Annotated in this window: 20 protein-coding genes; 8 read left to right on the forward strand and 12 right to left on the reverse strand. The window is 67.0% G+C overall.

All coding sequences use genetic code 11. The features are described 5' to 3' along the window. Window positions 1–3 precede the first annotated feature (3 nt). From MH112_RS03495 to otsB, 3 genes are all read right to left on the reverse strand, one after another. Entirely contained in the window at window positions 4–957 is a 954-nt protein-coding gene (locus MH112_RS03495) for an alpha/beta hydrolase (protein WP_296563857.1), read from the reverse strand. A gap of 121 nt (window positions 958–1,078) precedes the next feature. After that, complete coding sequence (locus MH112_RS03500; protein WP_296563860.1) at window positions 1,079–2,485, reverse strand: trehalose-6-phosphate synthase; 1,407 nt, start codon at window positions 2,483–2,485, stop codon at window positions 1,079–1,081. Further along, window positions 2,482–3,249, reverse strand: a complete 768-nt coding sequence (gene otsB / locus MH112_RS03505; RefSeq protein ID WP_296563863.1) for a trehalose-phosphatase — start codon at window positions 3,247–3,249, stop codon at window positions 2,482–2,484. The genes MH112_RS03500 and otsB overlap by 4 nt, the downstream gene beginning before the upstream one ends. Window positions 3,250–3,458: 209 nt before the next feature. Here otsB and zwf point away from each other — a divergent pair, with 209 nt between their 5' ends. Next, window positions 3,459–4,928 (forward strand): glucose-6-phosphate dehydrogenase, encoded by a 1,470-nt coding sequence (gene zwf / locus MH112_RS03510; RefSeq protein ID WP_296563866.1) that lies wholly within the window; start codon window positions 3,459–3,461, stop codon window positions 4,926–4,928. 8 nt (window positions 4,929–4,936) lie between these two features. Here zwf and dut read toward each other — a convergent pair whose 3' ends face one another. Both dut and coaBC read right to left on the reverse strand, forming a co-directional pair. Next, window positions 4,937–5,392, reverse strand: coding sequence for a dUTP diphosphatase (dut, locus tag MH112_RS03515; protein ID WP_296563869.1), 456 nt, complete (start codon window positions 5,390–5,392; stop codon window positions 4,937–4,939). Next, window positions 5,389–6,600: a bifunctional phosphopantothenoylcysteine decarboxylase/phosphopantothenate--cysteine ligase CoaBC gene (gene coaBC / locus MH112_RS03520; protein ID WP_296563873.1), complete on the reverse strand. Its 1,212-nt coding sequence runs from the start codon at window positions 6,598–6,600 to the stop codon at window positions 5,389–5,391. Before coaBC ends, dut begins: the two co-directional genes overlap by 4 nt. A gap of 126 nt (window positions 6,601–6,726) precedes the next feature. On the opposite strand from coaBC, the gene MH112_RS03525 reads away from it, so the two are divergent. Continuing rightward, window positions 6,727–7,224, forward strand: a complete 498-nt coding sequence (locus MH112_RS03525) for a hypothetical protein (protein WP_296563880.1) — start codon at window positions 6,727–6,729, stop codon at window positions 7,222–7,224. Between the two features lie 35 nt (window positions 7,225–7,259). On the opposite strand, the gene ubiB is transcribed toward MH112_RS03525, so the two are convergent. Together ubiB and MH112_RS03535 are read right to left on the reverse strand one after the other, a co-directional pair. Further along, a complete protein-coding gene (gene ubiB / locus MH112_RS03530) occupies window positions 7,260–8,756 on the reverse strand; it encodes a 2-polyprenylphenol 6-hydroxylase (RefSeq protein WP_296563888.1) in 1,497 nt (498 codons plus the stop codon). Window position 8,757: 1 nt separating this feature from the next. After that, entirely contained in the window at window positions 8,758–9,516 is a 759-nt protein-coding gene (locus tag MH112_RS03535; RefSeq protein WP_296563891.1) for a class I SAM-dependent methyltransferase, read from the reverse strand. A gap of 115 nt (window positions 9,517–9,631) precedes the next feature. Between MH112_RS03535 and mutM the strand changes: the two genes are divergently transcribed. The 6 genes from mutM to dnaA all read left to right on the forward strand — a co-directional run bounded on the left by mutM (window position 9,632) and on the right by dnaA (window position 15,143). Continuing rightward, entirely contained in the window at window positions 9,632–10,495 is an 864-nt protein-coding gene (gene mutM / locus MH112_RS03540; protein ID WP_296563894.1) for a bifunctional DNA-formamidopyrimidine glycosylase/DNA-(apurinic or apyrimidinic site) lyase, read from the forward strand. A 5-nt stretch (window positions 10,496–10,500) separates the two neighbouring features. Then, the gene (locus MH112_RS03545) at window positions 10,501–11,367 is read left to right on the forward strand and encodes a TraB/GumN family protein (RefSeq protein WP_296563896.1); all 867 of its coding nucleotides are present in this window, start codon (window positions 10,501–10,503) and stop codon (window positions 11,365–11,367) included. Between the two features lie 141 nt (window positions 11,368–11,508). Then, window positions 11,509–12,294, forward strand: coding sequence for an enoyl-CoA hydratase (locus MH112_RS03550; protein ID WP_296563898.1), 786 nt, complete (start codon window positions 11,509–11,511; stop codon window positions 12,292–12,294). After that, window positions 12,295–12,879: a GDSL-type esterase/lipase family protein gene (locus MH112_RS03555; RefSeq protein ID WP_296563902.1), complete on the forward strand. Its 585-nt coding sequence runs from the start codon at window positions 12,295–12,297 to the stop codon at window positions 12,877–12,879. Between the two features lie 117 nt (window positions 12,880–12,996). After that, a complete protein-coding gene (gene rpsT, locus MH112_RS03560; RefSeq protein WP_296563905.1) occupies window positions 12,997–13,266 on the forward strand; it encodes a 30S ribosomal protein S20 in 270 nt (89 codons plus the stop codon). A 419-nt stretch (window positions 13,267–13,685) separates the two neighbouring features. After that, a complete protein-coding gene (gene dnaA, locus MH112_RS03565; RefSeq protein WP_296563981.1) occupies window positions 13,686–15,143 on the forward strand; it encodes a chromosomal replication initiator protein DnaA in 1,458 nt (485 codons plus the stop codon). A 177-nt stretch (window positions 15,144–15,320) separates the two neighbouring features. Here the strand turns inward: dnaA and pnp are convergent, their stop codons facing one another. The 5 genes from pnp to MH112_RS03590 form a co-directional block, all read right to left on the reverse strand. Continuing rightward, window positions 15,321–17,459, reverse strand: coding sequence for a polyribonucleotide nucleotidyltransferase (pnp, locus tag MH112_RS03570; protein WP_296563908.1), 2,139 nt, complete (start codon window positions 17,457–17,459; stop codon window positions 15,321–15,323). 249 nt (window positions 17,460–17,708) lie between these two features. After that, window positions 17,709–17,978 (reverse strand): 30S ribosomal protein S15, encoded by a 270-nt coding sequence (gene rpsO / locus MH112_RS03575; RefSeq protein WP_296563911.1) that lies wholly within the window; start codon window positions 17,976–17,978, stop codon window positions 17,709–17,711. 14 nt (window positions 17,979–17,992) lie between these two features. Further along, entirely contained in the window at window positions 17,993–18,925 is a 933-nt protein-coding gene (gene truB, locus MH112_RS03580) for a tRNA pseudouridine(55) synthase TruB (RefSeq protein WP_296563913.1), read from the reverse strand. 5 nt (window positions 18,926–18,930) lie between these two features. Next, complete coding sequence (gene rbfA / locus MH112_RS03585) at window positions 18,931–19,374, reverse strand: 30S ribosome-binding factor RbfA (protein WP_296563916.1); 444 nt, start codon at window positions 19,372–19,374, stop codon at window positions 18,931–18,933. A gap of 236 nt (window positions 19,375–19,610) precedes the next feature. Beyond that, on the reverse strand, window positions 19,611–20,399 hold the full coding sequence (locus tag MH112_RS03590) for a dienelactone hydrolase family protein (protein WP_296563917.1): 789 nt from the start codon (window positions 20,397–20,399) through the stop codon (window positions 19,611–19,613). Between the last annotated feature and the right edge of the window lie 18 nt (window positions 20,400–20,417).

The following is a 20,417-nucleotide window of genomic DNA, read 5'->3' on the forward strand; positions in this document are numbered from 1 at the left end:
GGCTCAGGCCATGGCCCGGGCCAGGGCGTCGCGGCTATCGCGGGCTGCGGTCTGGCTGACCCTCGCCTCCGCCGCCCACTGGAACCCGTGGAAGGCACCAGGATAGACGTGCAGCTCCACCGGCACGCCGGCCCGGAGCAATCGCTGGGCGAAGGCGAGGTCCTCCTCCAGGAACAGGTCCAGGGCGCCGGTGGCGATATAGGTGGGGGGCAGGCCGGAGACATCGGCCGCCCGCGCCGCCGCCGCATAGGGCGAAACCCCTTCAGCGCCGGGCGTCTGTCCCAGCAGGGCGCGCCAGCCAAATGCGTTGGCCTGGGGCGTCCAGACGAACGCTCCCGCAAAGGGGTGCGGATCGGTGGTGATGCAGGTGCGGTCGTCGATCATCGGATAGATCAGGTGCTGGAACGCCAGCGGGTACTCTCCCCGGTCCCGGGCCAAGAGGGCCAGACCTGCCGCCAAACCACCGCCGGCGCTCTCGCCCATGAGGCCAATACGGGCCGGATCGATCCCGAGGTCCCCGGCATGGTCGAACACATAGGCCAGGGCGGCATAGCAATCCTCCACCGGGCCCGGGAACGGGGTCTCCGGGGCCAGTCGATATTCCACCGAGACGATGCAGCAGGCCAGATCGGCGGCTAACGGCCGGTGGACCGCCTCATTGTCAGCAGCCGCCCCGGCCACATACCCACCCCCGTGGATGTGCAGAATGCAGGGCAAAGGTCCTGAAGCCTGTTGCGGGCGATAGATCAGCACCTCGACCGGCGGCGCGCCGGCGGGTCCTGGAACGCTGCGCCGCTCCAGGCTGGTGCGGGCCAGATCTTCAGGCCGGACCTGGAAGCGGGCCGGGCGGCCACGCATGAAGGGCAGGATCGCCTCGGTCAGCTCAAAGGCCGGGAAGGTGTCGAGCAGAGGGAGCAGGTCGGGGTCGACCCGGTCTCTGTTGGCGGCCTTGTCCATGTCGTGCTCCCCCTGTCATGTGCCGCCAGATTGGCAGGCGCTGCGGCGATGGGGAAGCCTGGAGCAGGAGACGCGGTGTCCGTGTCTGGTCTGGGTTATGGCCGGGGATGATGGGCCAGTGTCAGCTTGTCAGGGCGTGTGCCGCCTTGGCTTTGTCGCTGGCGGCCAGGGCCGTGACGAAAGCGTCTCGCCAGGCGCTCACATCCTCCCTCTGAACGTTGTCAAACAAGGCGCGCCAGCGCTCGATCCGCTCTGCCAGCGGCATTGTCAGGGCGCGCTTCAGGGCTTCGGAGATTTCTTCGGGGCTGTTGGGGTTGACGATCAGGGCAGACGCCATCTGACCGGCTGCCCCGGCGAACCGTGACAGGATCAGCACGCCGGGATCGGCGGGGTCTTGGGCCGCCACATACTCCTTGGCCACCAGGTTCATGCCGTCTCGCAGGGGCGTCACCAGCCCGACCTTGGCAGCCCGGTAAAGGCCAGCCAGTTGGTCCCGGCGGTAGGTGCTGTTGACGCAGCGCAAGGGATTCCAATCCAGGTCGGCGTGCTCGCCATTGATGCGCCCAGAAAGGGCATCCAGGCGCGTCCGGATGTCCTGATAGGAGTCAACGGCTTCTCGGCTCACCGTAGCAACCTGAACCATCAGAACGTCCCGGCGCAGGTCAGGATTGTCGGCCAGGAACCGCTCAAAGCCCACGAATCGTTCTTCCAGACCCTTGGAGTAGTCGAGCCGGTCGACGCCGACGATCAGCTTTCGGAACACCGTATGGGCGACCATCCGGTCGTGGGTCAGGCGGGCCTGATCGGTGTCGACCATTTCGGCAAAGTCGGCCGCATCAATGCCAATGGGAAAGGCACCGATCTGCACCGTTCGACCAAAGGCCTTCAAACAGCCTGGCGAAACCACCTCCCCGCCGGCCTCAGCCAGGACGTATTCAGTGAAGGCGGTGGCGTATTCGGGGGTCTGGAAGCCCACCAGATCGTAGTCGAACAGGGCCGCCACCAGGGCCTTGTGGCTGGGCAGGGTGACCATCAGCTGGTGGGCTGGCCAGGGGATATGCAGGAAGAAGCCGATCCGGTTCTTCACCCCTAAGCGGCGCAGCTCCCGCGCCATGGGGATCAGGTGGTAGTCGTGCACCCAAATCAGGTCGTCTGGCTCGATCAGTGGTCGCAGGGTCTCAGCGAACCGGCGGTTCACCCGCTGATAGCCCTCATCGAAGGTGCGATCATAGGCGGTGAGATCCACCCGGTAGTGGAACAGCGGCCAGAGCGTCTTGTTGGCGTAGCCATTGTAATACTCGTCATAGTCGCTCTCCTCGAGGTCGACCGTGGCCACGGTGACGCCGTCGACCCGGCGCATGGACAGTTGCCCCGTGAAGGCTGGGACGGTCGCGCCGCTCCAGCCGAACCAGATTCCGGAATACTCCCGCAGCGCGGCGGCCAGGGCCATGGCCAGGCCCCCGACGCTCTCCTCGCCCTTGCCGCCTGGGGGATTGACCCGGTTGGAGACGACGATCAGGCGGCTCACAGGGCGGCCTCCAGCCAGGCCAGTACGGCGTCCACATCAGCGAGTCTGCGGGTCGCAGCGCTCTGGCGCGGCGGGCCGACCAGAACGCCTAGGCCCCCCAGGGAGCGGGCAGCAACAAAGGCGGGCTCATCGGTGAGATCATCGCCCACGACGATCGGGATCGCCCCCAGAAACGGCGGCGTCTGCATGAAGTGGCGCAGGGAGTCCCCCTTGTCAGGGCCTGGCCCCCGCAACTCTATGACCATGTGACCCGGTTGCAGGCCAAGCCCGGTCTGAGCAGCGAGGCGTTCGGCCAGGGCCAAGGCTGCGCCGGTGGCTTCGGGGGCGAGACGGTAGTGCAGCGCTGCACTCACCCCCTTGTCTTCCACCAGCAGTCCCGGGGTCGTCGCGGCCAGGGCGCGGAAGGCGGCGGTCACCTGGGGCAGGGCAGGGTGTGCAGGGGGCGGGCTGTGGTCAGCCCCTTGTCCCCGACGGTCCAGGCCGTGGACGGCGGCGACGGTATGAACTGAACCCTCCAGAATGCGGTCAACCTCGGTCAGGGGGCGGCCTGATAGAATCGCGACCCGGCCGTCCATCCGCGCAACCAGGGCCCGGAGGAGGGCCGACCGGCGGCGGTCTGGGCCAACGTCCCTGGGCCGCGCCGCGAGGGGCGCCAGCGTCCCGTCCAGGTCCAGGAAGAGGGCCGCGCCGTCGAGGTCCAGAAGAGGGGGTGACGGGTCCCCCGCCCACGGATTGGTCTGGCTCAGTTCCGGTGATCGCCCCATGGGCTCACAACGCCTGAGCGCCCCGTTGGCTCCGCCCGGCCAGGATGAAGGCACCAGACTGGCCGCCCTGACGCTTTCCTGCGGCCTCTTGGACGGGCCTATGGCGGTAATGGGCGAACCGGGGCATGGCCTTGGCGTTTGTTCATGGGAGACTAGGTCAGGTCTCCGACGCGCTGCCGATCGTTTCTCCAGCCCCGAAAGGTCATCCCATGCCCAAGGCGCCCCAAGCCGATGCGATCGTCCTGTTCGGGGGCGTGGGGGATCTCGCCCTGAGGATGCTGTTTCCCGCCCTCTATTTCCTCGATGCCGACGGCTTTCTGCCGGACGGGTTCAGGATCATCGCCGCAGCCCGGGGCGAGCTCATGCCAGATGCTTTCCGGGCTAAGGTCCGGGATGCGGTTGTCGAACGGGCGAGACCTCAGGCCCTGGACGAGGCGGTGTGGGCCCGGTTTGTCCAGCGCCTGGACTACCAGGCCGTCGACGCGACCCAAGCTGAACGGCTGTCGTCCGTCCGCACGGCCTTGGGGCCAGCCCAGGCACCGATCTTCTATCTCGCCCTGTCGCCCAGTCTCTATGTGGGGGTCTGTCAGGCCTTGGCGGGGGCCGGCCTGATCACGGATCGAAGCCGGATCGTGTTGGAAAAGCCCATCGGCCACGATCTGGAAAGCTCCCGCGGGATCAATGGGGCCCTGGCTGAGGTGTTTGAAGAGGAGCAGGTGTTCCGCATCGACCACTATCTCGGCAAGGAAACGGTCCAGAACCTCATTGCCCTGCGGTTCGCCAACACCCTGTTCGAGCCCCTCTGGAACAACCTGACCATCGACCACGTGCAGATCACCGTGGCCGAGACCGAAGGGGTGGGTGAGCGCTGGCCCTATTATGACGAGCACGGTGCCCTGCGCGACATGATCCAGAACCATGTGCTGCAGCTCCTGTGCCTGGTGGCCATGGAGCCGCCCTCGGACATGGAGGCGGAGTCCCTGCGCAACGAGAAGGTCAAGGTGCTCCGCTCCCTGCGGTCCATCACCCGGCAGGACGTGGCCCAGACCAGCGTGCGCGGCCAGTATGTGGCGGGCGTCGCCCAGGGCCAGTCGGCGGCGTCCTATGAGGACGAGCGGGGGGAAGAGAGCGCCACAGAGACCTTCGTGGCCCTACGGGTGGATATCGACAACTGGCGCTGGGCCGGCGTGCCGTTCTTCCTGCGCACCGGCAAGCGCCTGCCCGAACGGCGGACCCAGATCGCCATCCAGTTCAAGGGGGTGCCGCACTCCATCTTCGGCGGCCAGGCCAAGGATGACCTGGTGGCCAACCGGCTGGTCATCGACCTGCAGCCGGACGAGGACATCGAACTGCTCCTGATGAACAAGGCGCCCGGGATCTCCCAGGGGGGCATGCGGCTGCAGTCCCTGCCCCTGTCGCTGTCGCTGCTGCGGGCCTATTCAGGCCCCAATGCCCGCAGGCGCATCGCCTATGAGCGGCTGATCCTCGATGTGATCTTGGGCAACAGTGCCCTGTTTGTCCGCCGCGACGAGGTGGAACAGGCCTGGCGCTGGGTGGACGGGGTGGCTGAGGCCTGGGCTGAGGCCAGCATGGCGCCCAAGCCCTATGCGGCGGGAAGCTGGGGACCTGCGGGCGCCTTTGCCCTGATCGAGCGGGCGGGACGCGCCTGGTACGACTGAATGGGGGTCTAGCTTGCGCCGGTGGAGCCAAAGCCACCGGCCCCCCGGGCGGTTTCGTCCAGGCTGTCGGTCTCGTCCCAGACCGCCTGGATCACCGGGGCGATGACCAGTTGAGCGATGCGGTCGCCCCGGCGGATGGTGAAGTCCTCTTCCCCCAGATTGACCAGGATCACCTTCATTTCCCCCCGATAGTCCGCGTCGACCGTTCCCGGCGAATTGAGGCAGGTGATGCCGGACTTGGCCGCCAGCCCTGAGCGCGGACGCACTTGACCCTCGAAACCGGGGGGCAGGGCCATGGCCAGGCCTGTCGGGACCATGGCGCGTTCCATGGGCCGCAGCACGATGGGGGTGTCCTCGGCTACGGCGGCGCGCAGGTCCATGCCGGCGGCGAGCGCGGTCTCATAGGCCGGCAGGGGCAGGTCGGGGTTATGGGCCAGACGGATGATCTTGATGGTCGGGGTCATGTCAGGGCCTTGGCCATGCGCAGGGCGAGCTTGGTTGCCACCTCGGATTTCGCGGTCTTCTCCCACCGCTCGACGTCCGTGGCACTGACGATGGAGACGGTGTTGTCGTCGCCCCCCATGACACCTTCCACGCTGACGTCATTGGCCACGATCCAGTCGCAGCCCTTCCGGGCGAGCTTGGCCTTGGCATAGGCCTCCACATCGTTGGTCTCGGCGGCAAAGCCCACCACCAGCCTGGGCCGTGCAGGGCCTTGCGCCGAGAGGGTCGCCAGAATGTCGGGGTTCTCCACCAGCCGCAGGGCCGGCGGGGCGTCTCCGGTCTTCTTGATCTTCACCGTCCCCTCATCGGCGGGCCGCCAGTCGGCGACGGCGGCGACACAGACGGCGAGATCAGCGGGCAGGGCGCCCTGACAGGCGGCCAGCATCTGGCGGGCCGTTTCCACCTGCACCCGGGTGACCCCAGCCGGGGCCGACAGCGCCGTAGGGCCCGAGACCAGGGTGACCTTGCAGCCCAAGGCCGCCAGGGCCTCGGCTATGGCATAGCCCTGCTTGCCGCTGGAGCGGTTGGTCAGATAGCGCACCGGATCGATGGGTTCGGCTGTGGGGCCGGCGGTGACGATGGCGTGGCGCCCGCTCAGGGGGCCTTTGGCGCTGGAGGGGGCTTGCGCCCCGCCCAACATCCCCATGATCGCCTCGAGGATCGCAGGGGGCTCAGCCATGCGGCCGGGGCCAAACTCGCCACAGGCCATGGCACCGTCATCTGGACCCACAAAGGCGACGCCGTCGGCCTTGAGGGTGGCCAGGTTCCGCCGGGTGGCGGGATGATCCCACATGCGCACATTCATGGCCGGGGCCATCAGGACGGGCTTGTCGGTGGCCAGCAGGGTGGTGGTGGCGAGGTCCCCGGCCAAGCCCTGGGCGGCCTTGGCCATCAGGTCGGCAGTGGCGGGAACAACGACAACCAGATCGGCGGACCGGGACAGCTGGATGTGCCCCATCTCGGCCTCGTCGGTGAGCGAAAAGAGCTCGGAATAGACCTTGTCTTCGGCCAGGGCCGCCAGGGACAGGGGGGTGACGAACTGGGCACCAGCGCTGGTCAGGATCGGGCGTACCGCAACCCCGGCCTTGCGCAGCAGCCGGGTCAGCTCCAGGGCCTTATAGGCGGCGACCCCGCCGCCGACGATCAGGAGAACTCGCTTCTGCGTCAAAGCCCAGAATCCCTTGTGACACCCTCGATCGCTATAGCCGCATATGGCCTCTGGACAAAACCGCACATCTGTTCTTAGTTCGTTCCAATACATCCTAGGGATGCGATCTTGGAGATGGACACGGTGATGATGCGGTCAGCTTTGGCGCTTGCGGCGGGCGCCTGCCTTTTCATTCTCAGCGCCTGCGACAATGGACCCTCGGCGGTAGCCCCGGCCCCCAGCGCCGGCGAGGCGGGGCAGGACGCCGTGGCCACCGCGCCGGGGGCGACTCCGCCGGGCCGGGCCTCTGCCCCCCTGGTGGATGGCCGCCCCCTGTGGTCGGAAACCCAGCGCTATTCCGCCCAGGAGAATGCCGAGCGGGCCTTTGCGCGCAATGGCACGGCCTTTGAGGCCACGGACCTGGATGATTTTGTCCGCAAGGCCCATGCCTTCGTCAATGATCCCCCGGCCGGGGCCGAGACCCTGAGCCGGGGCAATGGCGACACCCTGATCTATGATCCGGCTGCCAATGTGTTTGCTGTGGCCAATGCCGAAGGGGCGCCACGGACCATGTTCAAGCCCGACAATGGGCCGGCCTATTGGGAAGAGCAGAAGGCCCGGGAGGCTGATCGCAACGGCCAATGAGCTCAGGCGCGCTCTGACTTCGCGGGGGTCTGGGCTCAGGCCAGGGCGCCCAACAGGAAAGCGCCGCCTGCGGTCAGGGCACCCATGACAAACCAGATCCAGCTGGGATCCCGGGGGGCGACCACGGGGGCTTCGGGCTCGGGGGCCTGTAGGCGGCGCTTGAGGCCGTGCAGAACCTCCAGGCCGTCCTGTATCAGGCGCAGGGCCTGGGCCGGGGGGGCGAGTTCACGGGTGATCCAGCGGCGGACCACCGGATCAGCGGCGCTCCAGATGTCGCATTCAGGGTCGATGCGCCGGGCCACGCCCTCCACGGTCATCATGGTCTTCTGCAGCAGCACCAGTTCCGGGCGCAGATGCATGTCGAACAGGGCGGTGATCTCGAACAGCTGGATCAGCACCCGGCTCATGGAGACTTGGCTGGCGGATCGGCCAAACACCGGCTCGCCCACCGCCCTCAGGGCCTGGGCGAAGGCCGCCCGATCATGGTGGGCGGGCACATAGCCAGCGCGGAAATGGACCTCGGCGACCCGGGGATAGTCCCGGTTGAGGAATCCCCAGAGAATTTCCGCCAGATAACGCCGTTCGTCCGGGCCAATCCGCCCGATGATGCCGTAGTCGACGGCGACGATCTGGGCCGGGGCGGCCACGAACAGATTGCCCTCATGCAGATCTGCGTGGAACACCCCGTGGTCGAGGGCCTGGGACAGGAAGGCCCGCAACAGGTTGGCCGCCAGCATCGGGCGGTCGAGCCCGGGCAGATCCAGGGTCGCGGGGTCTGACAGGGGCGCGCCGTTCGCCCATTCCAGGGTCAGCACCTGTTTGCCGACCCCTTCCCAGATGACGGCGGGGGCGGACATGTAGCCATCCTTGGCCATCACTCCGCCCAACTCATCACAGCCGGCCGCCTCCAGGCGCAAGTCGAGCTCAAGTTCGGTGGCGCGGATCACGGTCTCGGCAAAAGCCACAGGCTCCAGGCGGCTGGCGGCGGGCACATAGCGGTCCACCAGCCGGGCGGCCAGGAGCACGGCCCCGGAGTCCCGGGCGACCCGCGCGGCGATGTTGGGCCGCAAGACCTTGACGGCCACTCGGCGGCCGTCGTGCAGGCGCGCCTCATGGGCCTGGGCCAGAGAGGCCGCGGCCACAGCCTCGCCAAACTCGGAAAACTGGCGCTCCAGCGGCGCGCCGAGGGCGGCTTCCACCTGTGCGCGGGCCATCTCGGCGGGAAAGGGTGCCAGCCGGTCCTTCAGCCGTGACAGGTCTTCGGCGAAGGCGGCCCCGAAGATGTCGGCGCGGGTGGACATCAGCTGGCCGATCTTGATGGCCACCGGGCCCAGCTCTACCAGGGCCAGGGCCAGGCGCTCGCCCGGGCGGCCTGTCTTTGCTTTCTTGCCGGCCAACCGGCGCAGGACCCGCCCCAAATCACGGATCGGCGGCGGGTACTGGGTCTCCAGTTCCACAGGCAGCAGGGCGTCGTAGCGGGTCAGAGTCCAGGCTGCGGCGGCGAGCCGGCCAAGGGCGGCGGGACGCGCCATGTCAGATGGCCCAGCCCTGATGCAGGGCCGCCACGCCGCCGGTGAAGTTGGTGTAGCTCACCCGGGAAAAGCCGGCCTCACGCATCATCTGGGCGAAGCTCTGCTGGTCGGGGAAGCGGCGGATACTCTCCACCAGGTACTGATAAGACTCCCGGTCCCTGGCCACCAGCTCGCCCACGGCGGGGATCACCTTGAAGGAGTAGGCGTCATAGGCCCGCCGCAGGGGCTCGGTGATCGGTCTTGAGAACTCCAGGCACAGAAACCGTCCGCCCGGCTTGAGCACCCGCCGGGCCTCCCGCAGGGCCGCCGGGATATCGGTGACATTGCGGATACCGAACGAGATCACATAGGCGTCGGCGCAGGCGTCTGCCAAAGGCAGGGCCTGGGCGTCGCCGACGTTCCAGCAGATCTCCGGCTCCGAGCCCTTTGCGCGGCCCGCGGTGATCATCTCGCCATTGTAGTCCATCAGGAAGATGGTGGCGTCCGGGCCGCCCCGGCGCTGCTGGGCGCGCCGCGCCATCTTTGCAAAACGCCGCGCCATATCGCCGGTGCCACCCGCGCAGTCGATGATCACCTCGCCAGGCTGAGGGTTCAGGCGGGCGGCGACGGCATCCTTCCAGAGTCGGTGGACACCACCGCTCATCAGGTCGTTCATCAGATCATAGCTGCGCGCGACGCTGTCGAAGACCCCGCGCACCAGGCGTGGCTTCTCGTCGGCCGCAACGTCGCGGAATCCGAAGGTGGCGGCTGGTCCGGTCATGGCTCGCCTCATAGCCTCCCTGGACCGCGCGCGCCAGCGCAAGGCCGCTGCGCGCAGGCGAAGTTGATGACGCTTAAAGTTGATCCCAGGCCTGGCCTCTGCCAATCGATGACCCATGCCCGAACTTCCCGAGGTTGAGACCGTCTGCCGCGGACTGGCGCCTGTCCTGGATGGCCAGCGCCTGACCCGTGTGGAGGCCCGCCGTCCCGATCTGCGGTTTCCCTTCCCGGAGGACTTTGTCCAGCGGCTGGCCGGGGCGCGCATCGAGGCCCTGTCCCGCCGAGCCAAGTACGTTCTGGCCCCCACCGATCGCGGGGACACCCTGGTGATGCACCTGGGCATGAGTGGGCGCTTCGAAATCGCCCGCCCTGAGGGGACGGTCCGGCCTGGGCAATTTGTCTATGCCGCCGACCCTGACCCCCGGCACGCCCATGTGGTTTTTGAAACCGAGGCTGGGGGCCGGGTCACCTATTATGACCCCCGGCGTTTCGGCTATATGGGCCTGATCCCCACAAAATCGCTTAGTGCGCATCCGTGGTTTGCCGCCATGGGGCCAGAACCTCTGTCAGAGTCCTTCGACGCAGGTCTGCTGGTCCGGGCTTTCGAGGGGCGTCGACAGGGGCCAAAGACCCTGTTGCTGGACCAGAGGATCGTGGCGGGCCTGGGCAACATCTATGTCTGCGAGGCCCTGCACATGGCCCGCATCTCCCCGTTCCGCCCGGCGGGAGACATCTCTCGCCCCCGATTGAAGGGCCTGGCCCAGGCCATTGTCCAGGTGCTGGAGGCCGCCATCGCGGCAGGGGGCTCCACCTTGCGCGACTATGCCGGTGCCGATGGAGCGCTCGGATACTTCCAGCACAGCTTCCGGGCCTATGGGCGGGAGGGAGAGGCCTGTTCCAACCGGGCCTGCGGCGGAACCATCGCCCGGGAGGTCCAGGCAGGGCGCTCGACCTTCTTTTGCCCGACCTGTCAGAGATGAGCCCCATGCGGCATCTGCACGCCCTGATCGCTTTGATCCTCGCCCTGGCTGTGGCCCCGGCGGTCAGGGCCGAGCCCGCCATCTGGATCGTCCGCGACGAGGACTCCGAAATGGTCCTGTTCGGTTCCATCCACCTTCTGCCGCCAGGCCTGGCCTGGCGCCCCGCTGCCCTCGACGCCGCCCTGGTCAAGGCCGATGACCTCTGGTTTGAACTGCCCATGGGGGCAGAGACCCAGCAGCAGGCCGCCCGTCTGGCCATGCGCCAGGGGACGTTGCCCCCAGGGCCTGGGCTCTATGAACGCCTGCCCACCGACAGTCGTCAGCGTCTGGAGCGGCTGGCCGCCGAATATGGTCTGCCGGCCAATTTCCTGGACCAGCTCAAGCCCTGGTTTGCTGAGGTGCTGCTGGTCACCACCATGCTGGGCCGTCAGGGGGCCGATATCGCCCATGGGGTCGAAGAGCAGGTGAACATCACAGCCTCGCCTGAGGTTCGCCGCCAAGCCCTGGAGACTGTCGAAGAGCAACTGGGGGCCTTTGACGCCGTCCCTTTGGAGGAACAGCTCGCCAGCCTCGCCTATAATCTTCAGGCCATGGAGGAGGACCCCGGCGCCTTTGATCGGCTCTTGGCGATCTGGATGGCCGGCGACCTCGCCGCCCTGGAGGCCGAGGCCCTGGACCCCCTGGAGGCCTTTGCCCCCTCGCTCTACCAGCAGCTCATTGTCGATCGGAACACTGACTGGCTGGAGCAGCTCCGAACTCGACTGGCCGGCTCAGGCCGCACGGTGGTGGTGGTGGGTGCCGGTCATCTGGTCGGGGATGTGGGCCTGCCCGCGCGGCTTCGCGCCCTGGGCTATGAGGTCGAGGGCCCCTAGGGGCTGATGTCACCAGACGGACGCTCGGATCTTGGAATCTGGGACTGAACGCGAAGTCTTCATCGCGTTTCGTCCGATAAGCGGTTCCCACTGATCGGAACGCCCTTTATCGGCAGGTACGTGCTTGAACCAGGAGCCGCCATGTCAGCGTCGACCTATGAAACCCTGCTCATCGAGGCCCACGGCCCCGTCACCCTGATCCGCCTGAACCGGCCTGAGGCGCTCAACGCCCTCAACGCTGCGCTCCTGACTGATCTGGAGGCCGCCCTGGATGTGGCCGAGGCTGATCCGGGGGTGGGCTGTATCGTGCTCACCGGTTCGGCGCGGGCCTTTGCTGCTGGCGCCGACATCAAGGAGATGGCCGAGCAATCCTATGCGGACATGTTCCTGGCCGACACCTTCGCCCGTAGCGCCCGGCGGATCGAGACCTGCCGCAAGCCGATCATCGCCGCGGTCTCAGGTTTCGCCCTGGGCGGCGGCTGTGAGCTGGCCATGATGTGCGATTTCATCCTGGCCGCCGACACCGCCAAGTTCGGCCAGCCGGAGATCAATCTCGGGGTCATGCCCGGGATCGGCGGCACCCAGCGCCTGACCCGCTTTGTGGGCAAGTCCAAGGCCATGGACATGATCCTCACCGGTCGGATGATGGACGCTGCCGAGGCTGAACGCGCCGGCCTGGTGTCCAGGGTCATCCCGGCCGACACGCTCCTCGACGAAGCCCTCGCCGCCGCCGCCAAGATCGCCGCCCAGTCGCCCCTGGCGGTGATGATGAACAAGGAGCTGGTGGAGACCGCCTATGAGACCACCCTGTCAGCCGGGGTGGCTGTAGAGCGGCGGCTGTTCCACTCCCTGTTTGCCTTCGAGGACCAGAAGGAGGGCATGGCCGCCTTCGTCGAGAAGCGAAAGCCTGACTTCAAGGGTCGCTAGGTGCGGATCCTCGCCTTCGGGGACTCCTTCGTGGCCGGGGTCGGCGACCCCGCCCACCAGGGCTGGATCGGCCGCGCCCTGGCCGGGCGGCCGGCGGTGACCCTCTACAATCTTGGCGTCCGCCGCGACACCAGTGCCGACATCGCCCGCCGCTGGCTGGCCGAGGCCCAGCCTCGGCTCACCGATCTCGAACCCTGCGGGCTGGTCTTTTCCTTTGGCTGCAATGACGCGAACGCCGCCGCCGGCGAGAGCTCGCGGCTTTCGCCGGCGGAGAGCCTGAAGAACGCCCATCTGATGCTGAGCGCGGGTGCCCGGCGGGCGCCGGTGCTGATGGTGGGGCCGCCGCCGGCCGGAGAGCCAGGGCTCGCGGCGCGGGTCGAGGCGTTGAACGAAGCGTTCAAGACCCTCTGCGCCCGCCTGAGGGTGCCCTATATCGATGTCCTGCGCCCCCTGGCGGTCAGCGGGACCTGGCTGGCCGAGGCCCAGGCCGGCGACGGCGCTCACCCGGGAGCGGCGGGGTATCAGCAGCTGGCTGAGCTGGTGGCGGCCCATCCGGCATGGCGAAGCTTCACCGGCCTGCAGTGAATCCCGGCTGACGGGTCAGGTGCCATTGACCGGCTCTCCGCCATCCCGTATATCCGCGCCTCCGATTTTCACCGCTTGGACCTGCGTCCTGGCGCGCTATTTTTCGAGAGCTTCAGAATGGCCAACACGCCCGGCGCCAAGAAGGCGATCCGCAAGATCGCCCGTCGCACCGAAGTCAACACCGCTCGCCGCTCGCGCGTTCGGACCTATCTTCGCAAGTTCGAAGAAGCGGTCGCTGCCGGTGACGCCGCCGTCGCCAAGACCGCCTTCGTGGAGGCCCAGTCCGAGGTGATGCGCGCTGTCACCAAGGGCGTGATCCACAAGAACACCGCCTCGCGGAAGGTCTCGCGCCTCGCCGCCCGCCTGAAGAAGCTGGCTGTTGCCTAAGACTTGAACTTCGCCGCTCTCTTGCGGCCTAGATCGCTGAATTTGTACGGAAAATGAACAAGCCCGCGCGCCTCATCGGTGTGCGGGCTTTGTCGTGCCCTGGACCCTAGGGCCAAGCGCCCTGCGACCAAGTTACTCACTTCGGGCGCGGTGTTTTCGCATTTCCCTTGTGGCGCGAGGGGTCTCGCCTGAGTCAACGAAAATATCCGCCAACGGCGCGAAGAATCACCGTTGACCCCCCCCGGCCCGAGACTAGTCTCTGGAGCTTCAACACAGCGTATTTTCCATCTTAAATCGGATGAAAAAGCGGGGGGCGGGACTCTATGCGTCCTCCGTGTAAGTCTCTGTGTTTTATGAAGAAACGTGGCCGCGGCGTGGGGTTGCGGCCAATGATATGGATGGTGGGGGAAGTGGAAATCATGGTTTCTGGCGGATTGGCTGACAGGGCGACGGCGACGCCGGCTGGAGCGGTCTGGACGAAGACCTGCCTGACCCTGAAACGCGAGTTGGGTGACGCCACTTTTGGCTCCTGGCTGGGCCATGCTGCCCTGCGTGAGCGCTCTGAGCATGAAGTCTGTCTGGTGGCTGCCACCGGTGTGGCCCGCGACTGGATCCGGCGGCACGCCTGGCGGCGGATCGGGGAGCTTTGGGCTCAGAACGATCCGGAGGGCCGGTCTCTCGACCTCAAGTCGCGGATGGAGTTCGACGGCGCAGCCCTGGCTGAGCCTGTCGTTGCCGAGGTAAGCCTCGCGCCAGCTGCGACCTCGGCGTCAGCCCAGGCCGCCCTGGCCCACGAGGCGTCGGCGACCTTTGAGGTTCCGGCCGCTCGCCCGGCCCGTACCCATGGCCTGCAGGAGCGCTTCACCTTTGACACCTTCGTGCCGGGGCCGGCCAACGAGTTTGCCTTCGCCGTGGCCCGCCGGGTGGGTTGCTGGGCCGATGGCCATTTCAATCCGGTGGTCTTCCATGGCCCCTACGGCTTCGGAAAGACCCACCTGCTGAATGCGCTCGGCTGGGAGGCCCTGCGCACCGCACCGGACAAAAAGGTGGTCTATCTGACCGCCGAACGGTTCACCCAGACCTTCGTCAAGGCCGTGCAGGACCGCCAGACCGCAGCCTTCAAGGACGAGTTGCGCGACGCCGACCTGTTGCTCATCGACGACGTCCATTTCGTCGCCGGCAAGGCCTCCACCCAGGAAGAGCTGTTCCACACCCTGATTGCGCTGGTTCAGGATGGTCGTCGGGTGGTGATGACCGCCGATCGGCCGCCGCACGAGCTTTCGGACCTGGAGCCGAGACTACGCTCGCACCTGCAGGCGGGTCTCGTCTGCGGCATTGAGCCGGCCGACCGGGATCTTCGCCAGGGTATCCTTGAACGCAAGCTCGCCATCCTGGCCCGGCAGGGGGGCTTTCCCGCCGAGGCGCGGCCTGAGGTGCTGCAATTCCTCGCCGACCGCTTCAGTGACAGCGTGCGGGAGCTGGAAGGGGCCCTCAACACCCTCGTGGCCCGGATTGGTCCCCAGCTGGCCCAGCTCACCCTGGATGAGGCTCAGAGCATCTTGAGGCCTCACCTGTCGGCACCCGAGCGCAAGGTGACCGTCGATCACATCCAGAAGGCCGTGGCCGAGCATTTCGGCCTCACCCAGGCCGACCTCCTGTCGGAGCGTCGGGCCCGGGCGGTGGCTAGGCCCCGCCAGGCGGCCATGTGGATCGCCAAGCAGATCACCACCCGCTCCCTGCCTGACATTGGCCGGCGGTTCGGTGGCCGGGACCACACCACGGTCCTGCATGCGGTACGACGTATCGAGGCCCTGAAGGCCGAGGACGCGACCCTGGCCCGTGATCTGGATGTCCTGCTGCGCAAGCTGCGCGGCTAAGCGCCTTAGCCGACCCCACGGTCCGCAAGCCCGAAGGCCCGCCACCCCGGCGGGCCTTTCGCTTTTTTGGTGCTTGGTGTTTGGCCAGACCCAGATACCGCAGACGCCCGCACCCACGAAAAAGGGCGGCCGCATCGCTGCGGCCGCCCCGTTCGTCATCAGGATGGAGGAGAGGCTTTAGGCCTCGGCCTCGGCCCCTTCCTTCTTGGAGAGATCCTCGCCAGTCACCTGGTCGACGACCTTCATGGACAGGCGGGTCTTGCCGCGATCGTCGAAGCCCAGGAGCTTGACCTTCACTTCCTGGCCTTCGGTCAGGACGTCGGAGACCTTGGCCACGCGCTCGTTGGAGATCTGGCTCACGTGAACCAGGCCGTCCTTGGCGCCGAAGAAGTTCACGAAGGCCCCGAAGTCGACCACCTTGACCACCTTGCCGGTGTAGATGGCGTTCAGCTCGGGCTCCGAGGCGATGGAGCGGATCCAGTCGCGGGCCGCATCGATCTTGGACTGTTCCGAGGCCGCGATCTTGATGGTGCCGTCGTCGGAGATGTCCACCTTGGCGCCGGTTTCGGCGACGATCTCGCGGATCACCTTGCCGCCCGAACCGATGACTTCACGGATCTTGTCCACCGCGATCTTCATGGTTTCGATCTTGGGCGCGTATTCCCCGAGCTCAGCGCGGGGCGCGTCCATGGCCTTGGTCATCTCATTCAGAATGTGCTGGCGGCCTTCCTTGGCCTGCTCCAGCGCCTTCTTCATGATCTCCTCGGTGATGCCGGCGATCTTGATGTCCATCTGCAGCGAGGTGATGCCATCCGCGGTGCCGGCGACCTTGAAGTCCATGTCGCCCAGGTGGTCTTCGTCGCCCAGGATATCGGACAGCACGGCAAAGCCATCGGCCTCCAGGATCAGGCCCATGGCGATGCCGGACACCGGCTTCTTCAGGGGCACGCCCGCATCCATCATGGCCAGCGACGCGCCGCAGACCGTGGCCATGGAGGAGGAGCCGTTGGACTCCAGGATCTCCGAGACCAGGCGGATGGTGTAGGGGAAGTCTTCCGTCGCCGGCAGGACCGGTCGCACGGCGCGCCAGGCGAGCTTGCCGTGGCCAATTTCACGACGGCCGGGCGAACCCATGCGGCCGGCTTCCCCGACGCTGAAGGGAGGGAAGTTGTAGTGGAGAAGGAACTTCTCCTTGTAGGTGCCTTCCAGGGCGTCGATGAACTGCTCGTCGTCGCCGGTGCCCAGGGTGGCGACCACCAGGGCCTGGGTCTCGCCGCGGGTGAACAGGGCTGAGCCGTGGGCCCGGGGCAGGATGCCCACTTCCGAGACGATGGGACGGACCTTGTCGACGGTGCGGCCGTCGATGCGCAGGCCGGTGTCGAGGATGCCGCGGCGGACCACGTCAGCTTCGAGCTCCTTGAACACGCCGCCCAGCTTCTGGCCGTCGGCGCCGTTCGGATTGGCGTCGGACTTGACCATGGCGGCCATGGCCTTCTGCTTGGCCTGGCTGAGCGCCTCCTGACGGTCCTGCTTCTTGGTGACCTTGTAGGCGGCGGCAATGTCGGCCCCGACCAGGGTCTTCATCTGCGCCTTCAGGGCGTCGGTGTCGTCGGCAGCGAAGTCGAAGGGCTCCTTGGCCGAATGCTCGGCCAGGTCGATGATCGCCTCGATCACCGGCTGGATCGACTTGTGGGCGAAGGAGACGCCCCCCAGGACCTGCTCTTCGGTCAGCTCCTGGATTTCGGATTCCACCATCATCACCGCATCGGCGGTGCCGGCGACCACGAGATCCATGGCGCTGGTCTTCAGCTCTTCCAGGGTCGGGTTGAGGACGTATTCGCCCTCGATGAAGGCCACCCGGGCCGCAGCGATCGGGCCCATGAAGGGGGCGCCGGAGATCACCAGGGCGGCCGAGGCCGCGACCATGGCGACGATGTCGGGATCATTTTCCAGGTCGTGCGCCAGGACGGTGCAGACCACCTGGACTTCATTCTTGAAGCCCTTGACGAACAGGGGGCGGATCGGACGGTCGATCAGGCGGGAGACCAGGGTCTCCTTTTCCGAAGGCCGGCCTTCGCGCTTGAAGAAGCCGCCGGGGATCTTGCCCGCGGCATAGGTCTTCTCCTGATAGTTCACGGTCAGGGGGAAGAAGTCCTGGCCGGGCTTGGCGCTCTTGGCGAACACGGCGGTGGCCAGCACCACGGTCTCGCCATAGGTGGCCAGGACAGCGCCGTCGGCCTGACGGGCCATGCGGCCGGTTTCGAGGGTCAGCGTCTTGCCGCCCCACTCGATGGTCTTACGTTTGATATCGAACATGATTTTTCTTCTTTCAGGTCCCGCAGGCGTATTCCTGGCGGGGGCGGACAGGGCGTCGGACTTCCGAAATCCTCTCCAGGTGAACAGGCGTGATGAGGATTTCGTTGCAACCCTCAGCGTACGTCTTCAGGGGGCCTTGGCCCCTGCCGCCCTGGGGTCCCCCGGCCTGTCGCGGGAGGGGGCGGCGGTGGGGCCTTGAAGCAGGGCCCCATATGCGACGCCCCCGCTTTCGCGGGGGCGCTGGTCGTTCTAGCGGCGGAGGCCGAGCACTTCGATGAGCGCTTGATAGCGTGCGGTTTCCGACTTCTTCAGGTGGTCGAGGAGCGACCGGCGCTGGGAGACGAGCTTGAGCAGGCCCCGACGCGAGTGGTTGTCCTTCTTGTGGGTCTTGAAGTGCTCGGTGAGGTTGACGATCCGTTCGGTCAGGATGGCCACCTGCACTTCGGCGCTTCCAGTGTCGCCCTCGCTACGGGCGTGGGTCTTGATGAGTTCGGCCTTACGGTCCGGGGTAACCGACATCGTGCGTCTCCGCTCTATTCGAGATGAAAGACACGGGACGGCTCGAGCTGGCCGGCGCGCATCTCGCAGAGGGCCACCATCACGCCACGACACATGGCCGAAACGGTTCGAGCGCCCGGCGCAAGCCCGGCTCTCAAGGTTTCGACCTGTCGGGGAACGAGAACGATCGACCGTCCCTGCTTAAGTCGGAAAGCGTCTTCGTCGGTTATGGCCAATGCCGGGATGTCGTCCAGCGCGGTCTCAACCGGAAGCAATGCTTCTGACTGCCGGGCCTTATGACCCAATTCCTCAAGGAAATCCAGCCCGATCGCCCGGGCTTCGGTAAAGGCCCCGACCCGGGTGCGGCGGAGCGCGCTCACATGGGCCTCAGCCCCCAGCCGCAAGGCCAGGTCGCGGACCACTGAGCGCACATAGGCGCCCTTGCCACAGTCCATGATCAGCTCGATGTGGTCAGCATCGGGGGCTTCACCCACCGCCAGGCCGTGGATCATCACCGGACGGGCTTTCAGTTCCACGTCTTCCCCGGCCCGGGCCAGGTCATAGGCCCGCTCCCCGTCCACCTTGATGGCTGAATAGATCGGCGGGACCTGCATGATCTCACCTTCGAACTCATGCAGCACGGCCCTGACCTGGTCCGGCGTGGGTCGGACATCTGAGCGGGCCACGATCTCGCCTTCCCGGTCGAGCGTGGTGGTGGAAGCCCCCCAGTTGATGGTGAAGCGGTAGCCCTTATCGGCCTCGACCATATAGGCCACCGTCTTGGTGGCCTCCCCCAGGGCCAGGGGCAGGACCCCGGTGGCCAGGGGGTCGAGGGTGCCCGCATGGCCAGCCTTCTGGGCGTTGAAGATCCTGCGGACCTTGCCCACCGCCTGGGTGGAGGTCAGATCATAGGGCTTGTCCAGGCAGATCCAGCCGGACACCGCCTCGCCTTTGCGCCGACGTCCCATGGCGCTCAGTCCTCTTCGGGGGCGTCGAGGTCCTGGCGGACCTTGGGATCATCGAACAGCCGGCTCATCTGATCGGCGGCGTCAAAGGTCTCGTCGTGCAGGAATTTCAGTTCCGGGGTGGCGCGCAAGTCGATCATCCGCCCGAGACGGCCCCGGAAGAACTTTGAGGCGCGGTTCATGGCCGCCACCACCTCGGGGGCGTTCTCGCCGCCCAGGGGCTGGATGAAGCAGATGGCGTGGCGCAGGTCGGGGCTGACCCGAACCTCGGTGATGGTCACCGGCGCCCCCGACAAGGCCGGATCGTCCAGGTCTTCCTCCCGCAGGATCTCCACCAGGGCATGGCGGACCAGTTCGCCAGCCCGCAGCTGGCGCTGGCTGGGCCCTCGGGGGGCTGAGCGGGCACCCGGCGTTCGGGCGGCCGGGGTGCGGGACGGGGGACGGCGCTTCATGGCGAGGCTCTCGCAGGATCTGGCCTGGCCGGCGGCTCGAACGCCTGGCTCAGGGAAGGGCGCGCTTCTAGAGCGCGTTCCGATAAGTGGGAACCGGTTATCGGCACCAAAGGGCTCTAACTTCCGATTTGGAGCCCTTTTTTGTCCGATCGGATCAGAGCCGATCAGATCGGAAAGGGCTCTAGTGGCCGCGGCGCGCCAAGTCTAGGCCCGGCCAGCCCGACCTGCCAGGGCGCTCACGCCCCCGTGCGCTGGCGGAAGAAGTCGATCACTCGGGTTTCGGCGGCCTTGGTCGGCCCGTCCGGGGCCAGGTGCAGGGTCAGGGTCGAGTGCGGCGCGATGGGGGAGGGGGCCGCATCGGCGTCCTCCAGTTCGATGGCCTCAAAGCGGTCGCCGAACTCGGCCTTGTAGTGGTCGAACCGGGCCTGACCGACCATGGCGTCGCCCTTGAAGCGTAGGCCGATCATCGACAGGTCCTCGGTTTCAAACCGCGCCCGGGCGCAGGCGATTTCCGCCGGGCTGACCCCAAGGCCTGCGGCCCGGGCTTTGGAGCCGGCGGCCAACGGCAGAGAGGGTTGAGCCAGCACCGGGGCCACCACGGCCGGTTCGGTCATCATGGCCAGGGCGAACCCGCCGGTGAAGCACATGCCCACCGCGCCGACCCCGTGGCCGCCACACTCGGCATGGGCCTGCCGGGCCAAGGCGCGCAGCCAGTCGACGATGGGGCTGGATTTATCGGTGGCCCAGACGTGGAACTCCCGGCGCACGCAGATGGCCTTCAAAAGCTCAGCCGCCAGATAGCCCCGGCTGACGGTCTTGCCCGGTTCGCCAAACAGGCTCGGGCACCAGGCTGTGAGGCCGGCCGCTGCCAGCCGCTCGGCAAAGGCCAGGACCAGAGGATGCAGGCCGGGCATCTCGTGGATGACGATGACCGCAGGGCCTGATCCCCGGCGATAGACTGGCCGGACCCAACGGCCGTCGTCGAACTCGAACCGCTCGAAGCCTTCCAGCTCACCCGTCGCCATGCCGTCGCCCCCAGACCT

This window comes from Phenylobacterium sp. (assembly GCF_022402485.1).
In the GTDB taxonomy this organism is placed as follows: domain Bacteria; phylum Pseudomonadota; class Alphaproteobacteria; order Caulobacterales; family Caulobacteraceae; genus Phenylobacterium.

Excerpts from the sequence above, each read along its gene's own strand:
- MH112_RS03495 (WP_296563857.1), bottom strand. The coding sequence starts at position 957 with ATGGACAAGGCCGCCAACAGAGACCGGGTCGACCCCGACCTGCTCCCT.
- otsB (WP_296563863.1), bottom strand. The coding sequence starts at position 3,249 with ATGGGGCGATCACCGGAACTGAGCCAGACCAATCCGTGGGCGGGGGAC.
- zwf (WP_296563866.1), top strand. The coding sequence starts at position 3,459 with ATGCCCAAGGCGCCCCAAGCCGATGCGATCGTCCTGTTCGGGGGCGTG.
- dut (WP_296563869.1), bottom strand. The coding sequence starts at position 5,392 with ATGACCCCGACCATCAAGATCATCCGTCTGGCCCATAACCCCGACCTG.
- MH112_RS03525 (WP_296563880.1), top strand. The coding sequence starts at position 6,727 with ATGATGCGGTCAGCTTTGGCGCTTGCGGCGGGCGCCTGCCTTTTCATT.
- ubiB (WP_296563888.1), bottom strand. The coding sequence starts at position 8,756 with ATGGCGCGTCCCGCCGCCCTTGGCCGGCTCGCCGCCGCAGCCTGGACT.
- MH112_RS03535 (WP_296563891.1), bottom strand. The coding sequence starts at position 9,516 with ATGACCGGACCAGCCGCCACCTTCGGATTCCGCGACGTTGCGGCCGAC.
- mutM (WP_296563894.1), top strand. The coding sequence starts at position 9,632 with ATGCCCGAACTTCCCGAGGTTGAGACCGTCTGCCGCGGACTGGCGCCT.
- MH112_RS03545 (WP_296563896.1), top strand. The coding sequence starts at position 10,501 with ATGCGGCATCTGCACGCCCTGATCGCTTTGATCCTCGCCCTGGCTGTG.
- MH112_RS03550 (WP_296563898.1), top strand. The coding sequence starts at position 11,509 with ATGTCAGCGTCGACCTATGAAACCCTGCTCATCGAGGCCCACGGCCCC.
- rpsT (WP_296563905.1), top strand. The coding sequence starts at position 12,997 with ATGGCCAACACGCCCGGCGCCAAGAAGGCGATCCGCAAGATCGCCCGT.
- dnaA (WP_296563981.1), top strand. The coding sequence starts at position 13,686 with ATGGTTTCTGGCGGATTGGCTGACAGGGCGACGGCGACGCCGGCTGGA.
- pnp (WP_296563908.1), bottom strand. The coding sequence starts at position 17,459 with ATGTTCGATATCAAACGTAAGACCATCGAGTGGGGCGGCAAGACGCTG.
- rpsO (WP_296563911.1), bottom strand. The coding sequence starts at position 17,978 with ATGTCGGTTACCCCGGACCGTAAGGCCGAACTCATCAAGACCCACGCC.
- truB (WP_296563913.1), bottom strand. The coding sequence starts at position 18,925 with ATGGGACGTCGGCGCAAAGGCGAGGCGGTGTCCGGCTGGATCTGCCTG.
- rbfA (WP_296563916.1), bottom strand. The coding sequence starts at position 19,374 with ATGAAGCGCCGTCCCCCGTCCCGCACCCCGGCCGCCCGAACGCCGGGT.
- MH112_RS03590 (WP_296563917.1), bottom strand. The coding sequence starts at position 20,399 with ATGGCGACGGGTGAGCTGGAAGGCTTCGAGCGGTTCGAGTTCGACGAC.